This is a genomic window from Dyella sp. M7H15-1 (assembly GCF_004114615.1).
In the GTDB taxonomy this organism is placed as follows: domain Bacteria; phylum Pseudomonadota; class Gammaproteobacteria; order Xanthomonadales; family Rhodanobacteraceae; genus Dyella_B.
The window spans coordinates 814,003-838,226 of the sequence record NZ_CP035300.1 but is presented as its reverse complement, the minus strand read 5'-3'; the positions used below and the strand labels follow the sequence as shown (position 1 = coordinate 838,226).

Sequence of the window (24,224 nt, the reverse complement as noted above, 5' to 3'; positions counted from 1 at the left end):
AACCAGCCATGACGCACCGCACCATACAGGTGTACAATTTAAGGCTCGTCCGGTCCCATCCGGATTGATCCACCCGCAAAAAAGCTGTCCTGCCCTATCTTTATGACCGATGCTTCCCATTTTTCCGCGATCGATAACGGTCGCCAGTCCGGTGTATTGCTGTCGATTCTCAGCACCGTTGCCTTTACCTTTATTACCTATCTGACCATCGGCTTGTCGCTGGCCGTGTTACCCGGTTTTGTGAACAATAACCTTGGCCTGGGTGCGATGCTGGCAGGCGTGGCGATCAGCGTGCAGTACGTGGCCACGTTGCTGAGTCGTCCGCACGTCGGGCGCATGGCAGATTCGCGAGGTCCCAAGCGCACGGTAATGACGGGACTCATGCTGTGCGCGACAGCCGGCGCCTTGCTCTTCGTCGGCGCACTCGCATCCGGCCTGCCGTGGCTCAGCCTCGGGCTGGTCTTTCTCGCGCGGCTAGCATTGGGCTGCGCTGAAAGCTGCGTCGGTACCGGCGCCATTGCCTGGGGCATGGGCCAGGTGGGGCATCACCATACGGCTCGCGTGATTTCCTGGAATGGCGTGGCGACCTACGGCGCACTGGCTGCGGGTGCTCCGCTCGGTGTGATGATCGATCACCACCTCGGCTTTGCAGCCATCGGCGCGATCAGCCTGCTGTTGGCGCTGGCGATGCTGCCACTGGCACGTCTCAAGCGAGCTACCACGGTGGAAGCTGAGGAACGTTCGCCCTTCCGTACCGTAGCGGCACGCGTCATTCCTTATGGCATCGGCCTAGCGCTGGGTTCGATAGGTTTTGGTTGCATCGCCACTTTCATCACGCTGTTCTACGCCTCGCACGGTTGGGACCATGCCGCGCTAGCGCTCACGGTATTCGGCACCGTGTTCGTTGGCGTGCGCTTTGTATTTGGCCGCACCATCAACTGGTTAGGTGGGTATCGCGTCGCCATGATGTCGCTATCGATTGAAGCCATCGGGTTGATCACCTTGTGCCTGGCCAGTAGTGCGCACATGGCGGGTATCGGCGCGGCCATCGCCGGCTTCGGCTTTTCGCTGGTATTTCCAGCGCTGGGAGTTGAAGCGGTGCATCGCGTGCCAGCGCACAGTCGGGGTTCCGCGCTGGGTGTCTATTCCGTATCCATGGACGTGGCCATGGCAATCACCGGCCCCTTCGGCGGATGGGTTGCCAGCGGCATGGGGTACAACGCGGTATACGGGCTGGCTGCGGTAGCGGCCATCGCCGCCGTGATACTTGCACTGGTGTTGCAGGGGCAGGCATCGCAAGAAGTCATAGGCCTAGCGGTTGCGCCAACCGACGCTTGATTCCGATGCGTCACAATGCTTGTCTTCTCGTCGTCCCGGCGAAAACCGGGACGACGAGAAGACAGCTACCGCATCTGCAACCCATACAAATGCAGGCCATGGATTAAATCTATGTACGTTAAGGCCTTGTGTAAAACCCGGTCCAGAACTCCGTTTTTTGCAGGCTGGCAGCCATAAAGCCTCGCTGCAACGCACAAAACAAACCGCCTCCTACCTCTTATTTATCGCCAATCTGTAGCAGAACCACGCAGCGGCGGAATGCCGCAGTGCACGCTGAACTCCTGAATCGTCCGCGCTAAGGTCAACCTTGCGTTGCAGAAGCAGCGTTCTTGGCTCGGGGAGTTGATGGTGAAGCACGGGACACACCACATCGAGCACCTGATCTCGGTGCACTGGCCTGCCGGCACACTGTTCGGTGTGAGCGCCTGTGTGGGCATACGCTACGGCACCGGCACGCAAACAGCCGTCCATATGACGATCGTGTGGCTGCTTCTGATCGCCCTGTGGGTCTGCGCCCTGCTCTGCTGCATGGGCTCTCGCCAGCGCATGCATCGCCTGATCGTCCGCGAGCAACTTGCCGATCTATGCCAAATGCACTGGCGCGCGTTCGAGAACCGCATCGCCAACGCTTTTCGTTATCGCGGCTATGCCGTGGAACAAGTTACCGGCGAACATGTCATGCACGAAGACATAGACAACGGCTTGGACCTAATCGTACACAAACACGGCCTGACCACCCTCGTGCAATGCCGGCACTGGCGCAATAGCAATGTGGAGGTGAAAGACGTACGCGAGATGTACAGCCTGATGAAATATCACCATGCATCCGCCGTAAAGATCGTCGCCCGCGGCGACTACACCAACGACGCCTGGAAATTCGTGGCTGGCAAACCCTTCGAGCTGATCTACGGCGAAACCCTGCTGACCATGCTCAGCAACGCGCAGCTGCCGATCGACTCCAGCGTGGTACCGTTTCGCGTCCCGGCGTCCCCGTCGCCCATGCACCATCGCCCTAGCACTGCGATGCATACCTGAAAATGAAAACGCCGCGTCCAGCGCGGCGTTTTCATTCCTCTATCGCTTGCCCGCCCTTGTCTCAGACCCTATAAGCTGACATTAATATTTTCGAAAACAATGGTGGGTACCGCACCAGTAATTACATTAACAGCCAAATTCGGGTTGAGTAAGCTGCCAGCGCACTGCAAAACACCATAAGCGGTCGGTATCAATGCCGCATTGACTGAAAAGGATGCGCCCTGCTGATAGCCAGCGGTGACGCCAAAAATCATCTCGGCAGGGACAATTCCGGTCAAATCCGTATATGACAAGCTGTCGAACTGCACTGTGCTGGTTTGACCGTTTTCCCAATAAAGCGTACCGGTCCCTGCGGGCTGTGTATTTTCAAGAATTGCCACGCAACCGGCACCGTTGATTGAACCGCTCCACGTGAACTTGTAAGGAGTTACTATGGAAACAATCCCCTTCGCTGCATTGACAAAAGCGCAGCCTGTGAATACAGAATCGATGGACATCGACTGCGAACGCTGAGTGACGCTCAATCCTGGGGAAAACACAGCCGCAACCGTCGCCGCGCAATTACCGGTACCAAGAGTGGTGCCTTGAGCTTTGGCCTGCCCGATCGTGCCAGCGCTGCAAAGCAACACTGCAAGTACACTCACTACACATGATGCACGCATGATATAAGCTCCTTTGCAATAGTAAGGTGGACGTCGAGTATCGAATAAAGCACGTCGCACACTTGTGAATGACAAACTGAAGCAACGTGTCACCGTTGTTTACAAAACTGGCGACAGTTTGGCTGCTTAAAACAAGGGCCAAAATAAGGGACTGTGAGGATGTGCAGCTTGGCTCGTCAGCCAAGAAGTTAGTCAATATCGCGTGTTGTTATGTTGACTACGGCTCGACATCTGCCTGCACAGCCTGCTTTGGCTTTACCATCAAAGCCAACATGGTTAGCACAGCTGCCGTCGAGAGGTAATAACCCACATAGGCCACGCTGGAAACCTGACAACCCGATTCACGAGCCGGTGGTCAACGCCACCACTTCAGTGCGCCGTGGCCGATGCGCCGGACGCGCTTTAGCATAGCGGCCAAGCACACTCTCGACCCAGTTCTGGAAAGCGGGCGATCCCAGCGCGCGCTGCTGCTGGATATAGGTCCGAATTTCCTCCAGTCGCTTATTATCAATGTCCGCAGCAAACAGCCGCCGGTAGGCACGCAGACGCTCCTCCTTTTCATTGCCCAATGCCAGATACTGCATATGGGGGATGATCAGCGGATCACTGTTGCCCAATGCATTGCAGCCGTAACTCGACCATGGGTACGCGGATGGTTCATCAACCAGTCCCTTGCGAACTGGATTCAACTCAATGTAGCGATAGCAGCTCAGCAAGTAATCGTCGGTATCCACCAGGCAAGATTTGTAACGCCCTTCCCATAGCGTGCCGGAGCGGTGATAGGTCGCGTTAACATAGCTGACATAGTTTCGCCCGATGGCTTGCATCATGCTGGCTAGCGCACCAACTGTGGAAGGTGTCACCAGTAGATGTACATGATTGTTCATCAATACATAGGCATGCACTGCACACTGCCAACGTCGACTGGCATGCAGTAATTGGGTCATATAACAACGATAATCAGCCGGCGCAAAAAAGCATTGCGCGCGACTAAGGCCGCGTTGAATCACATGCTGTGATACATCAGCGACATCAAACCGTGGTGAACGTGGCATCTTCTAGCCTCCATGCGGTAAGTGGGACATGGCTGGAAATTTGACCACACGGCTTGACGTTACATCCCAATCCCCGCGTTTCACGCATTGGTTACGAATCAGCGTACACAAATGCCAAAAAAAATCGTATACCGTCATGCAGTATAGATATTGTGATGAAGGGACTCTTTGGGAATAAATACCCATTTTCAGAAACCATGACAAAATAATGGTTTCTAATAACGTCAGCCAAGCTGAAACCAACGATTAACAGAGTGACTTATTGCCCACCTTTTCATCATGCAACACCTTTCATCCGTGCAGTCACCATTCACCTGCCAGTGACTTCGTCAATCCACGAATGTAAAGCAGCAATACGATTGAAAATGGCAAGCCGCACAGCACCACCGCCGTCTGCATGGCACTGAAGTCTCCACCACTGGCATAAAGCAGGCCCACGCAGACTACCGTCGTAGTCGCGGCCCAGAAGATGCGCAACCAGATCGGTGCATCATCTTCGGTTCCGCCACCGACCGTGGATAGATTGGCAATCATCAACGTGCCCGAATCCACCGGTGTCAGAAACAGCACAAAACCAATTAGCACCGTAATACCGGCGACAATGCGTGTAAAGGGTAGATATTCGAATAGCTTGAACAGCGCCATCGGCGGATGCGCCTGTGCCACTTCACCCAGTTCCACCGCGCCGTGATTAAACACCAGGTTGATGGCCGTATTGCCGAAAATGGATAGCCATGCGAGGGTGAAACCCAGCGGTATCAGCAGTACGCCGAGTATCAGTTCGCGAATCGTACGACCGCGCGAAATTCGTGCGATGAACATGCCAACAAACGGCGCCCAGGCAATCCACCAGGCCCAATAGAACAGTGTCCATTCGCCCATCCACTGACGCCCCTTGCCATACAGGTAAAGGGTAAAGCTGCCATCGACAAAACTACTGAGGTAGTCGCCAAGGTTCTGCACCATGCCATCGAACAGATGCAGGGTGGGGCCGCACACCAGCACGAACAGCAGCAACACGCATAACAGGCGTACGTTCAGGTTGGAGAGCCAGGCGATGCCTTTTTCCACACCCGAAACGGCAGCGATCGTCGCCACCGCCATCATGACGATGACCAGCACGGTCAGTACATGAGGCGTTGACGGTGTGCCGAACAAGTATTGCAGGCCTGAATTGAGCAACAGCGCGGCGATGCCAAGGTTAGTCACCATCGACACCAGCGTCGCCAAGATGCCGAAGCCATCCACTACGTGTCCGATCCAGCCGTGGATGCGCTCGCCGAACAGCGGATACAACGCCGAGCGAAGCGCCAGCGGCAACCCTTTGCGGTACGAGAAGTAACCCAGCGCAACGGCCATCAGCGCATACAGTGCCCAGCCGTGCAGCCCCCAATGCAGAAAGGTGGTCGCCATGGCCTGACGCGCGGCCTCGGCGGTGCCACCCACCCCTTGCGGCGGTGAAAGGAAATGATCGAGGGGCTCGTAAGCGCCATAGTAGATAAGCGCAATGCCGATGCCCGCCGAAAACAGCATGGAAGTCCAGGACACGTAGCTGAACGCTGGCTGCTCATCATCCTTGCCAAGCCGGATGTGCCCGTGGCGCGAAGCCGCCAGCCATAACACAAAGACCAGGCAAACCACCATCACCAGTACGTAGTACCAGCCAAACACTCGCGATATGGTGTGCTGCGCCCGCCCCAGCCAGATCTCAGTAGCTTGGGGGAAGATCACCGTCAGCGCGCCTAGTATCAGGATGACTGCGGCGGAACAATAGAACACCTGCGGGTTGAGTCGGACGGTGTCGTGCTTACCCCCCTGCGTGCGTTTTGTATCCATCTGCCAGCAACTCCGTTGCTATTGATCTCTACACGGTGCCCGCCTGTGGGATGGCCACTGGCACCTATGCGCCTACCGCCAGCCCTGGGTTCAGCCTAGCAAGTGGCTCCAGTGTTTCATAATTGAACGTTCAATCAAAATAAAATATGCTCCTAGCACCTTTCATCTGCGCAATATCGAATTAGTTCTATGCCCAAGCTCGGCATGCCACCTATCCGGCGCAATCAACTGATCCGCGCCACCTTCGAAACCATCGACCGTGTGGGACTGGCGGATGCCACGATTGCGGAGATCGCCGGACGCGCAGGCTTGTCCACCGGCATCATTAGCCACTACTTCGGCGGCAAGGATGGCCTGCTCAATGCCGCCATGCGGCAGATCCTGCGTGAACTACGTGATGCCGTCGCACAATGCGCCACTACCGCCGACAAGTCTCCACGCGGGCAACTGCGCGCCATCATTGATGGCAACTTCGACCCAACCCAGGTCAGCCCCACTGCGATGCGCGTATGGCTCACGTTCTGGGCCGCCAGCATGCACGACGCTCCGTTGCGCCGCTTGCAGCACGCGAATGACCGGCGCCTGTATTCCAACCTCAGCCATCAATTTCAACGCGCGCTGCCGCGCGACAAAGCATGCACTGCCGCCCGCGGACTCGCTGCCATGATCGACGGCCTGTGGCTGCGCGGCAGCCTGGCCGGTGGCGAATTCAACGTTGCGCAGGCCAAGCAGATCGCCTACGAATACCTCGACCACCACCTGCCGGACAACGCGCATTGATGCGCCCCGGCTGTACGCAAGGAGAGCCCATGGCCCGCTACCCCAACCAACAACTCTATATTCACGGTGCATTGGTCGACGCTACCAGCAACGAGACTTTTAAAACCGTCAATCCCGCCACCGGCGAAGTGCTTGCCCTCGTGCAACGCGCATCCCTGACGGATGTCGAGCGTGCGGTCGAAAGCGCGGAACAAGGCCAGCGCGAGTGGGCGGCGCTCACCGCCATGCAGCGTTCACGCATCCTGCGTCGCGCCGTGGACATTCTGCGCGCGCGCAACGATGAACTGGCCATGCTCGAAACCTTCGACACCGGCAAGCCGTATGTGGAAACCTCCACCGTCGACATCGTGACCGGCACGGACGTACTGGAGTATTACGCCGGCCTCGCACCTGCCATCGAAGGCGAACAGGTGCCACTGCGCGAATCCAGTTTCTTCTATACGCGCCGCGAGCCGCTTGGCGTGGTGGCGGGCATTGGCGCATGGAACTACCCCATCCAGATTGCGCTGTGGAAATCGGCGCCTGCGCTGGCCGCCGGCAATGCCATGATTTTCAAGCCCAGCGAAGTGACGCCACTGACGGCGTTGCGACTCGCGGAAATTTACACCGAAGCAGGCGTGCCAGACGGCGTATTCAATGTACTGCAAGGCCCGGGGCGCACCGTCGGCCAATGGTTGAGCGAACATCCACGCATCGAAAAAATCTCCTTTACCGGCGGCGTGGAAACGGGCAAGAAAGTGATGGCCAGCGCGGCCGCTTCGTCATTGAAAGAAGTGACGATGGAACTGGGTGGCAAGTCGCCGCTGATCATCTTCCCGGATGCCGACGTCGATCGCGCCGCCGATATCGCCGTGATGGCCAACTTCTTCAGCTCCGGCCAGGTGTGCACCAACGGCACGCGCGTCTTCGTACATGAAACGTTGCGTGAATCCTTCGAGGCCGCAGTGCTGGAACGCGTTACCCGCATCCGCTTGGGCCATCCGGAAGATCCCTTGACCAACTTCGGTCCGCTGACCAGTTTTGCCCATAGGGAGAAAGTGCTGTCGCTGATCGAGCAGGGTAAACGCGAAGGCGCGCGCCTGCTGAGCGGCGGCCAGCGCGTCGATGATAGCGCCTATGCCAAGGGCGCCTATGTGCAACCCACTGTCTTTACCGACTGCACCGACGACATGACCATCGTGCGCGAAGAAATCTTCGGCCCGGTGATGAGCATCCTCACTTGGCGCGACGAAGCCAACGTGATTGCCCGCGCCAACAACACCTGCTTCGGCCTGGCCGCCGGTGTAGTCACGCCAGACCTGGCCACCGCGCACCGCGTCATCCACCAACTGGAAGCCGGCATCTGCTGGATCAATACCTGGGGCGAATCGCCGGCGGAAATGCCAGTGGGTGGTTACAAGCAATCGGGCGTGGGTCGTGAAAACGGTATCAGCACGCTGGCGCATTACACCCGTATCAAGTCCGTGCAAGTCGAGCTAGGGCCATTCGCCTCCGTGTTCTGAGTCCATTGCTTGCAGCGTAAAGCTGCCGGACAACTGCGCGCGCTTTCGTGCGCCATCACATAAGGAATCAACATGGCCGATATCAAGGAATACGACTACATCATCATTGGCGCGGGTTCCGCCGGCAACGTACTGGCAACACGCCTGACCGAAGACGCGCATGTCACGGTGTTGCTGCTTGAAGCGGGCGGCCCGGATTACCGCCTGGATTTTCGTACGCAAATGCCGGCCGCCCTCGCCTATCCGCTGCAAGGTCGCCGCTACAACTGGGCGTATCGCACCGATCCCGAACCGCATATGGACAATCGCCGCATGGAATGCGGTCGCGGCAAGGGATTGGGCGGTTCATCGCTAATCAACGGCATGTGCTACATCCGTGGCAATGCACTCGACTACGATAACTGGGCCAAGCGACCGGGCCTGGAGAACTGGACGTACCTCGACTGCCTGCCCTATTTCAAGAAAGCCGAAACGCGCGACATCGGCCCGAACACTTATCACGGTGGTGATGGCCCGGTAAGCGTCACCACCCCCAAGGCCGGCAACAATGTCCTGTTCCATGCGATGGTCGAAGCGGGAGTGCAGGCCGGCTATCCGCGCACGGATGATCTCAACGGCTACCAGCAAGAAGGCTTCGGGCCGATGGATCGAACCGTGACGCCGCGTGGCCGGCGTGCCAGCACAGCGCGCGGCTATCTCGACCAGGCACGCGGTCGTCCCAACCTCACCATCGTCACACATGCGTTGACCGATCGCATCCTGTTCTCCCACCAGCGCGCCATCGGTGTGCGTTGGCTGCGGGGCAATGAAACCAGCCAGGCGCATGCACGCCGCGAAGTGCTGTTGTGCGGTGGCGCCATTGCCTCGCCGCAAATCCTGCAGCGATCCGGCGTGGGCCCGGCTGACTTATTGCACGGGTTGGACATTCCGTTGGTTCACCATCTTCCCGGTGTCGGCGCCAACCTCCAGGATCATCTGGAGATGTACATCCAGTACGAATGCCTGCAACCCGTATCACTCGCACCCGCGCTGAAACTGCACAACCAGGCAAAAATCGGCGCCGAGTGGCTGTTCCTTGGCACCGGCATCGGCGCCAGCAACGAGTTTGAAGCAGGCGGCTTCATTCGCTCGCACGAAGAGTTCGAATGGCCGAACCTGCAGTACCACTTCCTTCCTATCGCCGTGAATTACAACGGCTCCAATGCGATCAAGGCGCATAGCTTCCAGGCTCACGTAGGTTCCATGCGTTCGCCCAGCCGTGGCCGCATCCAGGTGCGTTCGAAGGATCCACGCCAGCACCCGAGCATCCTTTTCAACTACATGTCGCACGAACAGGATTGGCGGGAATTCCGCGCAGGCATCCGCATCACCCGGGAAATTTTCCATCAACCCGCGCTGGCGCCCTATCTTGGCAAGGAAATTTCTCCGAGTGCAGAGTTGAAAACGGATACAGAACTCGACGCCTTCGTGCGCTCTCACGCCGAAACGGCCTATCACCCATCCTGCTCCAACCAGATGGGCAACGGTGACATGTGCGTGGTTGACGGCCAGGGGCGTGTCCATGGCATCGAGGGTTTGCGCATCGTCGATGCATCCATCATGCCGCAGGTCACCACGGGCAATCTCAATGCACCCACCATCATGATGGCGGAAAAGATTGCCGATGCGATTCGTGGCCGTGATCCGCTGCCACGCTCCAACGCCTTGTATTATGTGGCGAATAGTGCACCCGCTCGCAAGCTCGCATGACGTCAGGGCAGGACATCGCTTTATGCGAGCCCTTTATGTGGACCCTGGCGAAATCGCCAACACACTTGGCATTTCTTGCCATGCGAGTCGACTTCACATCGACCTGACAACTGCATCACGGTCGTCATCAGGACGACCGTCGCCCGCCATAGTAATGACGCACGGGAATAGTCCCTATTCTTTCGCGTTGATCACTTCAAGAAAATCACGCCCGTAACGCTTCAGCTTCGCGTCACCAATGCCACTGATTGAAGCAAGCTCGTCCTCGTTCTCCGGCATCGCGCGCAGCATCGCCAGCAAAGTTGCATCGTGGAAGATCACATAAGCCGGTACGCCATGCTGCCTGGCCAGGCGTGAACGCAATGCACGCAACGCATCCCATAGTGGCTGTTCGTACGCTTCGATGCCAAGGCTCGCGCCGGTCACAAGCTGACTATCGCGTCGACGCGATGCGCGGCGCAGTGGCCGCGTTTCTTCGCGCATAGGGATGGACCGATTCCCGACCAAGACATCGCGACTGGCCGCCGTAAGACGTAAGGTACCGAACCCTTCCGCATCGGTCGCCAACAAGCCCGCGGCGAGTAATTGACGAAACACCGAGCGCCACTGCTTCTCGTCCATATCGGCGCCAATGCCGAAGGTAGATAGCCGATCGTGGCCGAGCTGGTTCATGCGCTCGTTGTCGATGCCTCGCAAGATGTCGATCACATGGCCTGAACCATAGCGCTGGCCACTGCGATAGACCGCGGATAAAGCCTTTTGCGCCGGAATCGTGGCATCCCAAGTTTTCGGTGGCTGTAGACAGTTATCACAGTTGCCGCAAGGGCCATGGAAGTCTTCACCGAATGCCGATAGCAACAACTCGCGGCGGCATTGGGTCGCCTCGGCGTACGAAAGCAGCGAATCCAACTTGGAGCGTTCGATACGCTTGCGATCATCCCCCGATTCGGATTGCGCAATCATCTGACTCATCGTGACGACGTCGGACAATCCATAAACCATCCACGCATTCGCCGGCAAACCGTCACGCCCACCGCGACCAGTCTCCTGATAATAGCCTTCCATGCTGCGCGGTAGATCCAAATGCGCCACGAAGCGTACGTCAGGTTTGTCGATACCCATGCCAAACGCCACCGTCGCCACCATCACGACACCGTCTTCGCGCAGAAAACGCTGTTGATTGGCCGCACGCGTTGCCGCATCAAGACCCGCGTGATACGGCAAGGCTTCGACACCGGCTTCGGACAACCAGGCAGCGGTTTCATCGACTTTACGCCGACTCAAACAATAGACGATGCCGGCATCCCCGCGATGTCCGTCCAGGAAACCCATCAATTGGCTGCGCGGATTGTGGCGTAATGCAATGGCATATCGGATATTCGGGCGATCGAAGCTGGATAGGAATTGCTGTGCATCCTGCAACGCCAGCCGTTCAGCAATCTCTTCGCGCGTACGCGGATCAGCCGTGGCAGTCAGCGCGATGCGTGGCACCTGCGCAAACCGCTGATGCAATATCGTCAGCTCCCGGTATTCCGGACGGAAATCGTGCCCCCATTGCGAGACGCAATGCGCCTCATCGATGGCGAATAGCGCTACGTCCGTGCGTTCGAGCAACTCCAGGAAGCGCCCGGTAAGCAAACGCTCCGGCGCGACGTAAAGCAGATTCAATTCACCCGCTAGCAACCGCCGCTCCACCTCGCGTTGATCCTGCGCATGGAGGCTGGAGTTGAGATAGGCCGCAGAAACACCGGCCTCGCGCAGCGCGTCCACTTGATCCTGCATCAGCGCAATCAGCGGCGATACCACAATGCCCGTGCCCTGCCGCAGCAGGGCTGGAATCTGGTAGCACAATGATTTGCCGCCGCCGGTAGGCATCAGCACCAAGGCATCGCCGCCTTGGGCTACATGCTCGACGATGGCTTGCTGCGGACCGCGGAAACTGGCGTAACCGAAAACACTTTGGAGGATATCGAGGGGAGTGGCGGACATACTTTTTTCTTCTCCCTCTTCCGTCTGGGAGAGAGGGTCGGGGGGAGGGGCAACCTGGAGATCAAGCTTATTTCTTTAACTCTCGAGCTTCGAGTAAGGATGCACGTCAGTGATCACCGCTATCGCGAGCGCGCCCCTCCCTCTAGCCCTCGCCCCAAGGGGGAAAGGGCACATAAGGCATGCCCCACAACGCACGATCCACATCCGCATCCAGCCCGAAGCGCGACAACGGCACCCGGCCATTCTTCACCTCCACGCCCTCGGCGCGCAGCAGACGGCATTGTTCGCGAAAGCCGCGGCTGCCTGGCGGCATGGCGATATGGCCGCTGGATCGCAGCACGCGAAACCAGGGCAGTGTCATGCCATCCGGCACTTCGCCGAGCAAACGGCCAACCATTCGCGCCCGTCCCGGCAGGCCAGCCCGAACCGCGATGGCGCCGTAGCTGGCCACGCGTCCGGGTGGAATGGCGGCGATGGCCTGGAAAACTTTCATATATTCCGCTTTCATGACAACGTGCACCGGCGAGGCAGTCGTGGCAGAGTAGCAGTCATCCGTCCCTCTGTTCGGGTGCTCGCATGCATCACTTCGAGGCCGTGCGTTCGCTAATCGGCAGCCTGCATACCTTGAGGCAGAACGATCCCTACCTGATCAGCTTCGATCTGGCGTTACCACATGGTCGCCACCAAGGTATCTATCTGGCGGAGCTGGAGGATGAGGGTGGACACCGTTACCTGCGTATTTCCACCCCGATCGGCCCCCTTTCCGGCACGGATCCCAGGCGCTGTCTGCGCTTCAACTGGGAACAGCGCAATGGCTTTCTGGCGGTGGCCGACCTGGATGGTTCGCCATTCCTGCACCTGTGCGAGAACCGGCCTTACGAGCTGCTCAACCAACAGGAGCTGCAGCGACTGATCGGCGAACTGGGCAGCCTCGGCGACCAGCTCGAACAGGCGATTGTCAGCGGTGGCGACAGCTTTTAGCTCAAGCACTCGGCCAGATAGATTGGGCCAGATAGACAAAGCAGTAGGCGATCAATGCGGTGACTGGCAGCGTGAGGATCCACGCCCACACCATGCGCTCCACCACCGACCAGCGAATGGCGTTGAAGCGCTTGGCCGCGCCCACGCCCATGATTGACGAAGACACTACATGCGTGGTCGACACCGGCAAGCCAAATACCGAAGCGCCGAGAATCACCAGTGCCGAGCTGCCTTCGGCAGCGAAGCCATGGATGGGATGCAAACGCACCATCTTGTGACCAAGCGTCTTGATGATGCGCCAGCCGCCGCCCGCCGTACCGGCCGCCATGGTCAGCGCGCACAGCACCGCCACCCATGACGGCACGGTAAAACCACCCGTGGCGGATGCATGGATACGCAGGAACGACAGCCAGCCCGGCACGCCATCGAAATCCCCAGCAGCCGTGGCACCGGCCAGTGCCAGTGCGATGATGCCCATGCTCTTCTGTGCGTCATTCATGCCATGTGCCAGGCCCATGGCACTGGCCGACAAGATCTGTGCTTTGCCAAAAAAGCTGTTCACGAAGGGCGTACGGCCCAGATAGCGCAGAAACCCCTTGCGATGGGCAAACCACGCCAGCATCGCATACAGCCCACCCATCAACAGGAAGCCGAGCATAAATCCCATGATCGGCGACACCACCATTGGCACGACCACTTTCGGCAACACGCCTTTACCTTCCCACCAATGCGCGCCACCCTGGGTCCAAATCACGGCAGCAAGACGCCCACCGGACTCCGCGATGGCCGCCCCCACCAGCGCGCCCACCAAGGCATGACTGGAACTGGAAGGCAAACCCAGCCACCAGGTGATCAGGTTCCATACGATCGCCGACAGCAAGGCGCAGGTCAGCAGTTGCGAACCGGCCTCCACCACACCGGTGTTGACAATGCCCGCTGCAATCGTCGCCGCCACGGCAGTGCCCCACAGCGCACCGATCATGTTGGTAACCGCTGCCAGCAGCACTGCCTGTCCAGGTGTAAGCACCTTGGTCGCCACCACGGTGGCGATGGAGTTGGCGGTGTCATGAAAGCCATTGATATAGGTGAAAGTGAGCGCAATCAGTACGACTGCGATAACCAGGCCAAGACTCATGCATCCACTCCCGTCAGGATGCGCCATGCAGATAGGAAAGCGTGCAAGGCGTATCCCTCAGGAGTTCTTCAGGATGATGGAATAAACGATGTTGCCGACATCGCGGCACTTGTCGATGGCCTTCTCCAGCAGCTCGAACAAATCCTTTGCCAGCATGGCGCGCATGGCGTCGTTGCTCTCGATATAGAGCGTGCGATACGGCGCCAACAGCAAGCGGTCGCCCTCCGACTCCAGAGCTTGCAGGCGGTCCTGCAGCGACTTCACAGGATCGATGTGCAGCCCGTTGCGAAGTTCGCCGATCATCTGAGCCACGACCTCGGTCGCCTGGGCAAGCACCAGGGCACGCTGGCCGAAATCCACTCCGACCAGGCGACTGGAGACGATCTCGTAGCGCTCAGCGAACTTCTCCACACTCTTCGGAATTTTGTAGAGCGCCGTGTTGAGCGCCTCGATGTCCTCGCGATCCAGTGCGGTGACGAAGGTATTCACCAGCTCCTGGCTAATCCGCGCAGCCAGCGCCTTTTCGCGTGCCCTAGCGGAGGCGAAGTCGACCATGATCGGAGCACCGTCAGTATGGGTCACCAGTTCATACAGGGCCTTGGCGCTTTCGCGGGCAGCTTCGGCGCTCTGTTCGAGCAATCCGTAGAACTTGTCGCCTTTGCCGAAAATCGTCTGGAGTGAAAACATGCAATAGAGCCTGGGACGCGGGAGGGGAGCAAATATTTCGCGCATGTTACAGGAGACACCTGCCGCACCACACCACGGCCCCAGGGCGACCCAGCGTTTACGTTCTCTTCGGCCTGGTGCCCACAAGCAACGAGGTCTGTCTTCGAACTAATCGGGCTTACGCACTGCACCACCGGTAACCTGCCGTGCCTTACACTGACGCCATGCCCGCACCTCATCCCCTGTCGAGATGCTGACCACCTTCGCGCTCGTCCTCATCCTCGCCCTGTGCAACGGTTTCTTCGCGCTATCGGAAATGGCGCTGGTGGCTTCGCGCAAGAGCCGCCTGAAGCAGATGGCCCGCAGCAGCCGGCACGCCCGAATCGCCCTGCGCCACGCCGAGGCGCCTGAGCACTTCCTGTCCACTATCCAGGTGGGCATCACTTTGATCATGCTGGTCACTGGCGCCGTAGCCGGCGACGCCGTTGGCGCACACATCGCCGACCTGCTGCACGACGGCAGCATTGCGTGGCTGGTGCCCTATACGCGGATCATCGGCACGGCGCTGGGCTTCATGGCGATCTCTTTTATCCAGATCGTGGTAGGGGAACTCGTACCCAAGCGGCTGGCGCTGTCCGCACCGGAAAAGGTTTCGAGCATCGTCGGCATGCCCATGCTAGTGCTGGCACGCGCCACCGCTCCGTTTGTATGGATGCTCAACCGCTCCAGTAGCCTGCTGCTGAAATGGATGCGCGTGAAGGATCGCGGCGAAACAGCGGCCACAGAAGAAGAAATCCGCCTGCTGGTCGCCGAAAGCACCGAGCAAGGCGTGCTTGATGCCGATGAGCAGGCCATGGTGAACCGTGTGCTGCGCCTGGGTGACCGCACGGTGGACAGTGTGATGAGCCCCCGCACCCGCATCGCCTGGCTGGATATGACCGCGCCGCTGCAGGAAAACCTGGAAGTGCTGCGCGAAACGCCCTACTCCCGCTATCCGGTCTATCGCGGTGACGAGAGCGACATCGTCGGCGTGGTGGAAGTGAAGAGCCTGCTCGGCAGCATCACCGCTGGCAAGCCGGACCTGTTCCGCACCCTGGCCAAGCCGTTGTACGTGCCTGCCACCGCTCGTGCGCTGGACCTGCTGGAAGAGTTCCGCGATGCCGAAACGCCGATGGCGCTAGTGGTGGACGAATACGGCAGCATCGACGGCATCGTCACCCTCAACGACCTGCTTGCCGCGGTGGTCGGCGCCAGCCAGCTCGGCCACGGCAACGAAGAAAACCTGCCCATCGCGCAGCGCGAAGACGGTAGCTGGCTGGTTGACGGCGCCATTTCCACCGACGATCTGCGTGAACTACTGCGGCAGGATCATTTGCCAGGCGAGGATGAACACGACTTCCGCACCGCCGCCGGCATGGTGATGGCAGCGCTGGGACATATCCCACAGATCGGCGAAGTCTTCGCTTGGCGCGGCATTCGCTTTGAAGTGTTGGATCTGGATGGTGCGCGCATCGACAAGCTGCTGATCACACCGGTACCACGGATTGAACTGGCGGATGACGAACAATGAACAACTAAGGCCGGGCAGGCGTGGGGCCTGCCCCTACATTTCTTTCTTCGCCAAGGTGGCCATGCGCTGCGCATCGGCAAAAATCCCATGCAGCATACGCAACTCGCGCTCGTCCATCTGCGCGCGCTGAAACAACTTGCGCAACCGCAGCATGATAGTGGTCGGCGCACGGCCTTTGTGAAAATCGATATCGTCCAGTGTCTGCGCCAGATGCTCGAAGAAACGCTCCATCTGTGCAGCATCGGCGGGCGGCTCATCATGCGCCGGCGGCGGCGCAGGTACGTTCTCACCCAGCATGGCCACGCGTAATTCGTAAGCCATCACCTGTACTGCCTGCGACAAGTTGAGCGAACTGAAATCGTCCACGCTGGGAATACGCACCATCGCATGGCAACGCGCCAATTCCTCGTTTTCCAGCCCGGTGCGCTCATTGCCAAACACCAGCGCCACCTGTTCCCCACGCTGGACCGCAGCCAGCACTTGGGCGGCGGCCTCGCGCGGCGTCAACTCTGGCAAATTCACACCGCGCCGGCGAGCCGACAGACCTAGGGACATGCTGCTGCCAACCAACCCCTCGACGAGTCCCTGGTGCACGCCTGCATTCGCCAACACGTCGTCTGCGCCAGCCGCCAGCGCGGAGGCCTCACGGTCCGGAAAACGATGCGGCGAAACCAGCTCCATGCGGTGAAACCCCATGGTCCGCATGGCACGCGCCGCACTGCCGATATTGCCCGGGTGCGAGGTGCGAACAAGGACAAAGCGGAAATAGCTGGAAAGGTCGGAAACAGTGGTCATGCGAGTAGGACGCTTGAATGAAGCTGGCAAGAATAGTGGACGGAGCATGCCGCGGGGGCTATGAACCTGCCAGAGCGTTGCCCTAACCTGCTAGAATCCCACGCCGCTAATTCGTTCTTTTGCCAAGCCAAAGCCATGACCAGACCCGCCGTCAACGTCGCGGTACGCGCCGCGCGCTCCGCTGGTAACGTGATCCTGCGTTACATGAATCGCATCGACGGCCTGAACGTCGTTGAAAAGCAACGCATGGACTTCGCATCCGAGGTCGACCGACTGGCTGAGGCTGAAATCGTCAAGGAACTACGCCGCGCCTACCCCACCCACGCCATTCTCGCTGAGGAAAGCGGCGCCCTCGGCAAGGGGCCATTGGTGTGGGTGATCGATCCCTTGGACGGCACCCACAACTACCTGCGCGGCATCCCGCACTTCAGCGTTTCCATCGCCCTGCTCGACAAGGGCGAGCCGGTCTACGCCGTGGTGTTCGATCCTCTGCGCGACGAACTTTTCACCGCCAGCAAGGGCGATGGTGCCTACCTCAACGACCGCCGCATCCGCGTGAGCAAGCGCGAGGGCCTTAACGGTGCGATGATCGGCACTGGTTTCTCCTACCGTCAGCGCGCGCATCTGGACGCACAGCTCGCCATGACCCGCGCCCTGCTGACCCAGGCCGAAGACCTTCGCCGCTCGGGTTCTGCTGCGCTCGACCTGGCGTATACCGCAGCCGGCCGTTATGATGGTTTCTTCGAAACCGGCCTGAAGCCGTGGGACATGGCAGGCGGTCTGCTGTTGGTGCGCGAAGCCGGTGGCCAATACTGCGACTTCGCCGGCCGCGATGGTATTCCGGAAAGCGGCAACATCATCGCCGGCAACCTGCACATGGTGAAGGCAATGATGGAAACGATTGGCACCCATGCCACAGCCTCTCTGCTGAAAACCTGATCACTTCACCCAGCCCAATTTCTTGCTCACGAAAGTAAGTATCCCCCGGCAAAGCCGGGGGCTTTATTGGGTGAGCCCCTCAAAGGGGCGATAACAGCGTGAGCCGCCTGAAGGCGGCGGGCTACACGCCCAGCTTCATCTGGTCGTAACGTTCATCCTCTTGCTCTTGGTTTCGGATGTATGCCCTCACCATCGCTTCGTCCAAGCCCACCGTCGAGACGAAATAGCCTCGTGCCCAAAACGACTCCCCAGTGAAGTTTCGATTCCGTCCTCCGAACTTGCGCGCAATGGTGATGGCACTCTTACCCTTGAGGTAACCCACCACGTTCGACACTGCATACTTCGGCGGAATGCTGATGCACATGTGAATGTGGTCGCTCATCAGGTGGCCTTCCACAATCTGCGATTCCTTGTGCGAAGCCAACTCGTGGAAGACCTCGCCCAAGTGCTTGCGTAACTCTCCAAACACCTGCTTCTTTCTCCGCTTGGGAATGAACACCACGTGGTACTTACAGTCCCAACGGGCATGACTCAAGCTTTGATACTCTTTCATCGTGAACCTCGTCTCTTGGTCGAGATTTCAGGTTCACTACGACCGCCGTATAGGTCAAACCTTGGTGAGTCCCCCGGCAAAGCCGGGGGCTTACCTCATTCTGAGTTAACCAGGTACCGTTACGTGCTGGAATACAAGTTCATGCCAGCACCCTGCAAACTCAAGCCGTCCATGTATTCAATAAAGTGGACCCCACTGTCAAGACAGTTTTTAGTCCAGTTTAAGCTGCTTCCACAACCTCATCCGCAGCGGAACAGCGCTGCCCTGTTTTCGACATGGATACATCATCCTTGCCGTACTTGTCGATGATCAGCGCACCGCCGCCATTCCTCGTGGCGTACACCGTGTCCGGCGACTCATAGCCAAGGGACTGGTGCGGGCGCTCCGCATTGTAAAACGCGAAGTAGTTCGTCAGGCCGATCATCAGCTCGGCCATCGTGGAATACCCTTTCAGATATACGTCTTCATACTTGACCGTGCGCCACAGCCGTTCGACGAAAATATTATCCAGTGCGCGTCCGCGACCATCCATGCTGATCTGCACACCTTCGCGTTTGAGCACATCCGTAAATGCCTTGCTGGTGAACTGCACACCCTGATCGCTGTTGAAGATTTCCGGCCGGCCGTAAACGCTCAATGCCTCCTCCAGGCAGTCGACGCAGAACGCGGCATCCAGGCTGTTGCTGATCCGCCAGCTCAGCACCTTGCGGCTGTACCCATCGATGATCGCGACCAGGTAAGCGAAACCACGCGGTAGCCGGATGTAGGTGATGTCCGTGCTCCACACCTGACCCGGGCGCACGACCGGCACGCCACGCAGCAGGTAGGGATAGACCTTGTGCTCAGGATGCTTCACGCGGGTCGCTGGACCGGGCGCCATGCCTGCCAAGCCCATCGCACGCATCAGGCGCTGCACGCGCTTACGGTTGACCCGATAGCCTTGCGCACGCATGGTCCTGACCATCCGCCGGCTGCCGTAGAACGGCCTTGCGGTGTACGCCTCATCGATCAACCTGCACAACAGCAAATCCTCCTCGCAGGGTAGGGTCTGCGCGCTCCGTTGGCGATACACACTTGCCCGTGGCACCGCGCTCAATACGCACTGCTGCGTGATAGACAGCGCCGTGTCCGACGCATCGATCCAACTCATCCGCATCGCCATGCTCACAGCCCGGACTTTTTTTCAGCCAGTCCAGTTCCACTTTCAGTCGACCAATCTCGCTGTACAGCCGGTCGTCATCACCGCTCGCCTCGTTCGGCTTGGGACCGCGCTTGTCCAAGTACGGAAACAATAAAGGCTGCGAACTGCTCAGCAGGCAGTTCGAAAGGGTGCAAGTACGAAATCGACGCAGCACAGGGCATTACTTGGATCGGAAGTGACCGCTCCTCACGCAGCAAAAACGAACAAATATCCGTCAAGTTCCTTGAAGCCAATGCGAAGGTTACGAACGGGAAAACGCAAATATTTTGCGATTACGGCTTTTTCGAGCCAAACGGGACAGATACCAAAGACGGATTGAGGCTCAGCTTGAAAAATCCAGAGAAAATCACCTTATCCGATAAATGGCAGGCGTCTAAATCCGACGAGCCAAGTTCTTGTCAGAGCCAAAGCCCGAACGAGTGCACATTCACTCCTGGCAGCTAACTGAACAAGCCATTTGAGCTGTCCTAGTTGTTCCTGACAAATTTGTGTCGAATCCCTCTCTCTCCGCCAGATACGCAAAAAGCCCCTTAAGGGGCTTTTTGCGTATCTGGCGGAGAGAGAGGGATTCGAACCCTCGATAAGGCTTTTGACCCTATACTCCCTTAGCAGGGGAGCCCCTTCGGCCTCTCGGGCATCTCTCCGTGTTTTGTTTCCGCGTCGCCGCGGAGCCCGCAAGGATACTGGCCAAAGCCCTTAAGGTAAAGGGTCGATCAATGACCACCTGATTGCCCCGAAGCGCCGCCATGATGCTCGTTCTCGCCCTTGATACGTTGGTAGATCTCTTCGCGGTGTACGGCGACGTTTTTGGGCGCATTGATACCAATACGGACCTGATTGCCCTTCACGCCAAGAACGGTAACGGTCACCTCGTCGCCGATCATCAGGGTTTCACCGACCCTGCGGGTCAGAATCAACATAGCTGCTACTCCATTTTAATGCTTGTGGTCATAGGCCATCTGCATGTTGTTGCCTCACCCCTGAGCACATCCATCACGCAGTTCTGACGTTCGCGTCCGTCAAAGGCCTTACCGCCTTCCCCGGCTCCAAAACCAAGTTGCCTCGAAAAACAACTTGGCTTTCACGGTACCTGACGCAACCAGATAGCACCGTAATCTTAAGGATATTAACTGAGCACAGGCACCAAGTGCAATCTATACACAATCTTTACATCGGGTCCATATGCGGCGCATCAACCGGCAAGCTGCTTTCCAACCCAATCCACGGCATCTGTCAGGACGTCAGACAATTGTGGTTTGTCGAAGCCGCCGCCTTGCGCCATGTCTGGACGGCCGCCACCTTTTCCTTCGATCTGGCTGGCGACATGCGCCACCAGATCTCCCGCCTTGATGCGCCCTGCGGCCTTGCCATGCACGCCCGCCACCAGGGAAACCCGACCTTCTGCAGCACCAGCCAGCACCACGACACAATCCATAAGTTGTTGCTTCAATTGATCCACGCCATCACGCAATGCTTTGGCATCCAGACCTTCCAGACGTGCAGCGATCACCTTGATACCGCCGACATCTTTCGCCGAACTGACCAGGTCGCCAGTCATAGAACCGGCTGCCTTGGCACGCAGTGATTCCAATTCGCGCTCGAGCTTTTTCTGACGGTCAAGCAACTGACGCAGCTTCTCAGCGACATCGTCGCCACTACTGGAAAGCAGGCTCGACAATTCGCCCAGGCGACGCTCTTCGTCGGCCACATAAGCCAACGCACCCGCTCCGGTTACAGCCTCCATACGACGCACGCCAGAAGCCACGCCTGCTTCGCTGACGATCTTGAACAGGCCGATGTCACCGGTACGGTCAACGTGCGTGCCGCCGCAAAGTTCGGTGGAGAAATCGCCCATTTTCAGCACGCGCACTTCGTCGCCGTACTTTTCGCCGAACAGCGCCATCGCACCCAAGGCAATGGCATCGTCGTACGCCATGTGACGCACTTCGGCTTCAGCGTTGCGGCGCACTTCGGCATTCACCATCGTCTCGATCCGTGCCAGCTCTTCACGGCTGACAGGCTTGAAATGCGAAAAGTCGAAACGCAGGCGATCCGGAGCCACCAGCGACCCCTTCTGCATGACATGCGTGCCCAGCACTTCGCGCAATGCAGCATGCAGCAAGTGTGTGGCGGAGTGGTTGAGCACGGTGGCCTGGCGACGCGAAGCGTCCACCGAGGCATCGATAAGATCGCCGGTGCGCAGTGGTTGCACGCCTTGCCAGCGACCAGCATGACCGAAGAACACACCGCCCATCTTGAGCGTATCGACAACGTCCAACGAACCGGCCCCGTTCGACAGGATACCGGTGTCGCCGATCTGGCCGCCCGACTCGGCGTAGAACGGTGTGCGGTCAAGGATCACCAGGCCTTCTTCGCCCGCCGCAAGCTGATCGATCTGCTTGCCCGCGCGGACTATGCCAACCACCTTGCAATCCTGGCTCGACAAGGTTTCGTAACCGAGGAAAGCAGTGGGCTTGAGCTGGCTGGCGAGTTCGGCCGGCATCTGGCCCTTGGCTTCGAATTTACCGCCTTCGCGACTACGCTCCTGCTGCTCCTTCATGGCTTGCTCGAAGCCGTCCATGTCGACGGTGAGGCCGCGCTCGCGTGCGATATCGGCAGTCAGGTCGACCGGGAAGCCATAGGTATCGTACAAACGGAACGCGTCCACACCCGGAATCTCGTCGCCCGACTTGGTTGCCACGACATCGAACAAGCGCATGCCGTTTTCCAGTGTTTCGCAGAAGCGTCGCTCTTCGGTACGCAGCGCGTCTTCCACGAACGACTGCTTCGCAGCCAGTTCTGGATAGGCGCTGCCCATTTCCTCGACCAGCGGCTGCACCATCTTCCAGAAGAAATCACCGCGTACGCCGAGCATCCAGCCATGGCGCAGCGCGCGGCGGATGATTCGGCGCAATACATAACCGCGACCTTCGTTCGACGGCAACACGCCGTCCACGATCAGGAAGGAACACGCGCGGATGTGATCTGCGATCACGCGTAGGGATTTGTTGGTCAGCTCTTTCGTGCTCGTTAGTTCCGCAGCCACCTTGATCAGGTGCTGGAACAGATCGATTTCGTAGTTGGAGTGCACGTGCTGCAACACGGCGGCGAGACGTTCCAGGCCCATGCCGGTGTCCACGCACGGGGCTGGCAGTGGCGACAGCGTGCCGTCGGGCGCGCGGTCGAACTGCATGAACACGAGGTTCCAGATTTCGATGTAGCGATCGCCATCTTCATGGGGTGAGCCGGGCGGGCCGCCGGCAATCTCTGGGCCGTGGTCGTAGAAAATTTCGGTACAGGGACCGCATGGACCGGTGTCGGCCATCTGCCAGAAATTGTCCGAGGCATACAACGCACCTTGGTTGTCGCCGATACGCACGATGCGCTCGGCCGGTACGCCCAATTCCTTATTCCAGATGTCGTAGGCATCGTTGTCTGTGTGATAGACCGTGACCCACAGTTTTTCGCGCGGCAGCTTGAAGACCTCGGTCAGCAGCTCCCAGGCATAGCGTATGGCGTCACGCTTGAAGTAATCGCCGAACGACCAGTTGCCAAGCATCTCGAAGAAAGTGTGGTGACGCGCGGTATAGCCCACCGAATCCAGGTCGTTGTGCTTGCCGCCCGCGCGCAGGCATCGCTGTACATCAGCCGCGCGCACGTAGGGTGGCTTTTCGCTGCCGAGGAATACGTTCTTGAACTGCACCATGCCGGAGTTGGTGAACAGCAAGGTCGGATCGTTTCCGGGTACCAGCGAGCTGGACGGCACGATGGTGTGATCCTTGGCGCGGAAGTAATCGAGAAAAGCAGAGCGTATATCAGCGGTTTTCATGATGTCATGGCAAAAAGACAAAAGGGACCGCCGCACAGCGCCGACGCCGCGACCGGCCCATCCATCCTTCTGGAACAGGGAACTCAGGGGGAAGCGTCAGCAGCGTCCACGTCGGCGTGGGTTACATCCCGTACTGTGACGGCGGAAAAGCCTCTGCGCAAGAGGAATTGCGCCCTGCGGGTGCGTTCGGCCGGGTCCGTTGTGCCTGCAGAGCCATAGCGGCGGCGCAATTGGGCGGCAGCGGAATCAGTCCAATCGATCTGGGCCGATTCCAGCAGGCTGCGAATGCGTGCATCCGGCAAGCCGTGGCTTTTCAGCTCGGCGCGCAGGCGCATGGGACCGTAACCTTGCGCTGAGCGGTTGCGGATCAGCGCTTCGGCAAAGCGATCGTCGTCCTGGCAATGCTGCTGGCCGAGGCGGTCCAGCGCCTCACAGGCTTCATCGTCGGCGTAGCCGCTGCGATCCAGCTTCTGGCGCAATTCTCGGCGAGAGTGTTCACGGCGTACGAGCAGGCCGAGCGCCTTGTTGTAGGCGCTGGGTCTCTCCGTGGTTTTATCGCTAGATTTGCGTTTCATGTGCAACAGATGATTACTCGACGCCAGTCGTGAT

The 24,224-nt window shown here is 58.8% G+C and carries 20 protein-coding genes, 1 tRNA gene and 1 pseudogene; 8 read left to right on the top strand and 14 right to left on the bottom strand.

Annotated elements, in window-relative coordinates:
- The first annotated feature begins 102 nt into the window (after positions 1-102).
- The gene (locus tag EO087_RS04085) at positions 103-1,338 is read left to right on the top strand and encodes an MFS transporter (protein ID WP_128897759.1); all 1,236 of its coding nucleotides are present in this window, start codon (positions 103-105) and stop codon (positions 1,336-1,338) included.
- A gap of 345 nt (positions 1,339-1,683) precedes the next feature.
- Entirely contained in the window at positions 1,684-2,373 is a 690-nt protein-coding gene (locus tag EO087_RS04080; RefSeq protein WP_128897758.1) for a restriction endonuclease, read from the top strand.
- A gap of 68 nt (positions 2,374-2,441) precedes the next feature.
- On the opposite strand, the gene EO087_RS04075 is transcribed toward EO087_RS04080, so the two are convergent.
- From EO087_RS04075 to EO087_RS04065, 3 genes are all read right to left on the bottom strand, one after another.
- Complete coding sequence (locus EO087_RS04075) at positions 2,442-3,035, bottom strand: hypothetical protein (RefSeq protein ID WP_128897757.1); 594 nt, start codon at positions 3,033-3,035, stop codon at positions 2,442-2,444.
- A gap of 341 nt (positions 3,036-3,376) precedes the next feature.
- Positions 3,377-4,090 (bottom strand): transposase, encoded by a 714-nt coding sequence (locus tag EO087_RS04070; protein WP_128897756.1) that lies wholly within the window; start codon positions 4,088-4,090, stop codon positions 3,377-3,379.
- Positions 4,091-4,393: 303 nt separating this feature from the next.
- On the bottom strand, positions 4,394-5,926 hold the full coding sequence (locus EO087_RS04065) for a BCCT family transporter (protein WP_128897755.1): 1,533 nt from the start codon (positions 5,924-5,926) through the stop codon (positions 4,394-4,396).
- 189 nt (positions 5,927-6,115) lie between these two features.
- Between EO087_RS04065 and betI the strand changes: the two genes are divergently transcribed.
- From betI to betA, 3 genes are all read left to right on the top strand, one after another.
- Positions 6,116-6,706: a transcriptional regulator BetI gene (betI, locus tag EO087_RS04060; RefSeq protein WP_128897754.1), complete on the top strand. Its 591-nt coding sequence runs from the start codon at positions 6,116-6,118 to the stop codon at positions 6,704-6,706.
- Between the two features lie 29 nt (positions 6,707-6,735).
- Positions 6,736-8,208, top strand: a complete 1,473-nt coding sequence (betB, locus tag EO087_RS04055) for a betaine-aldehyde dehydrogenase (protein ID WP_128897753.1) — start codon at positions 6,736-6,738, stop codon at positions 8,206-8,208.
- A 72-nt stretch (positions 8,209-8,280) separates the two neighbouring features.
- Entirely contained in the window at positions 8,281-9,957 is a 1,677-nt protein-coding gene (gene betA / locus EO087_RS04050) for a choline dehydrogenase (protein WP_128897752.1), read from the top strand.
- Positions 9,958-10,131: 174 nt separating this feature from the next.
- Here the strand turns inward: betA and recQ are convergent, their stop codons facing one another.
- The gene (gene recQ, locus EO087_RS04045) at positions 10,132-11,946 is read right to left on the bottom strand and encodes a DNA helicase RecQ (protein WP_128897751.1); all 1,815 of its coding nucleotides are present in this window, start codon (positions 11,944-11,946) and stop codon (positions 10,132-10,134) included.
- A 142-nt stretch (positions 11,947-12,088) separates the two neighbouring features.
- Positions 12,089-12,454, bottom strand: a complete 366-nt coding sequence (locus EO087_RS04040) for an MGMT family protein (protein ID WP_128897750.1) — start codon at positions 12,452-12,454, stop codon at positions 12,089-12,091.
- Positions 12,455-12,522: 68 nt separating this feature from the next.
- Between EO087_RS04040 and EO087_RS04035 the strand changes: the two genes are divergently transcribed.
- Complete coding sequence (locus tag EO087_RS04035) at positions 12,523-12,927, top strand: hypothetical protein (protein ID WP_128897749.1); 405 nt, start codon at positions 12,523-12,525, stop codon at positions 12,925-12,927.
- Between the two features lies 1 nt (position 12,928).
- Here EO087_RS04035 and EO087_RS04030 read toward each other — a convergent pair whose 3' ends face one another.
- Both EO087_RS04030 and EO087_RS04025 read right to left on the bottom strand, forming a co-directional pair.
- The gene (locus EO087_RS04030; protein ID WP_128897748.1) at positions 12,929-14,062 is read right to left on the bottom strand and encodes an inorganic phosphate transporter; all 1,134 of its coding nucleotides are present in this window, start codon (positions 14,060-14,062) and stop codon (positions 12,929-12,931) included.
- Positions 14,063-14,119: 57 nt separating this feature from the next.
- Positions 14,120-14,749, bottom strand: a complete 630-nt coding sequence (locus EO087_RS04025; protein WP_128897747.1) for a pit accessory protein — start codon at positions 14,747-14,749, stop codon at positions 14,120-14,122.
- Between the two features lie 229 nt (positions 14,750-14,978).
- Between EO087_RS04025 and EO087_RS04020 the strand changes: the two genes are divergently transcribed.
- Positions 14,979-16,298: a hemolysin family protein gene (locus EO087_RS04020; protein WP_128897746.1), complete on the top strand. Its 1,320-nt coding sequence runs from the start codon at positions 14,979-14,981 to the stop codon at positions 16,296-16,298.
- A gap of 33 nt (positions 16,299-16,331) precedes the next feature.
- Here the strand turns inward: EO087_RS04020 and EO087_RS04015 are convergent, their stop codons facing one another.
- On the bottom strand, positions 16,332-17,093 hold the full coding sequence (locus tag EO087_RS04015; RefSeq protein WP_128897745.1) for an RNA methyltransferase: 762 nt from the start codon (positions 17,091-17,093) through the stop codon (positions 16,332-16,334).
- A gap of 135 nt (positions 17,094-17,228) precedes the next feature.
- Between EO087_RS04015 and EO087_RS04010 the strand changes: the two genes are divergently transcribed.
- Positions 17,229-18,032, top strand: coding sequence for an inositol monophosphatase family protein (locus EO087_RS04010; protein WP_128897744.1), 804 nt, complete (start codon positions 17,229-17,231; stop codon positions 18,030-18,032).
- Between the two features lie 121 nt (positions 18,033-18,153).
- Here EO087_RS04010 and tnpA read toward each other — a convergent pair whose 3' ends face one another.
- The 6 genes and pseudogenes from tnpA to EO087_RS03975 form a co-directional block, all read right to left on the bottom strand.
- A complete protein-coding gene (gene tnpA / locus EO087_RS04005) occupies positions 18,154-18,585 on the bottom strand; it encodes an IS200/IS605 family transposase (RefSeq protein WP_128897727.1) in 432 nt (143 codons plus the stop codon).
- Positions 18,586-18,805: 220 nt separating this feature from the next.
- Positions 18,806-19,859: pseudogene (locus EO087_RS04000) on the bottom strand (IS3 family transposase); the annotation flags it as partial.
- A gap of 478 nt (positions 19,860-20,337) precedes the next feature.
- Positions 20,338-20,430: transfer RNA gene (locus tag EO087_RS03990), tRNA-Ser, on the bottom strand.
- A 69-nt stretch (positions 20,431-20,499) separates the two neighbouring features.
- A complete protein-coding gene (gene csrA / locus EO087_RS03985; protein WP_128897743.1) occupies positions 20,500-20,706 on the bottom strand; it encodes a carbon storage regulator CsrA in 207 nt (68 codons plus the stop codon).
- A gap of 272 nt (positions 20,707-20,978) precedes the next feature.
- Positions 20,979-23,615: an alanine--tRNA ligase gene (alaS, locus tag EO087_RS03980; protein ID WP_128897742.1), complete on the bottom strand. Its 2,637-nt coding sequence runs from the start codon at positions 23,613-23,615 to the stop codon at positions 20,979-20,981.
- A gap of 83 nt (positions 23,616-23,698) precedes the next feature.
- The gene (locus tag EO087_RS03975) at positions 23,699-24,190 is read right to left on the bottom strand and encodes a regulatory protein RecX (protein WP_128897741.1); all 492 of its coding nucleotides are present in this window, start codon (positions 24,188-24,190) and stop codon (positions 23,699-23,701) included.
- Positions 24,191-24,224 lie beyond the last annotated feature (34 nt).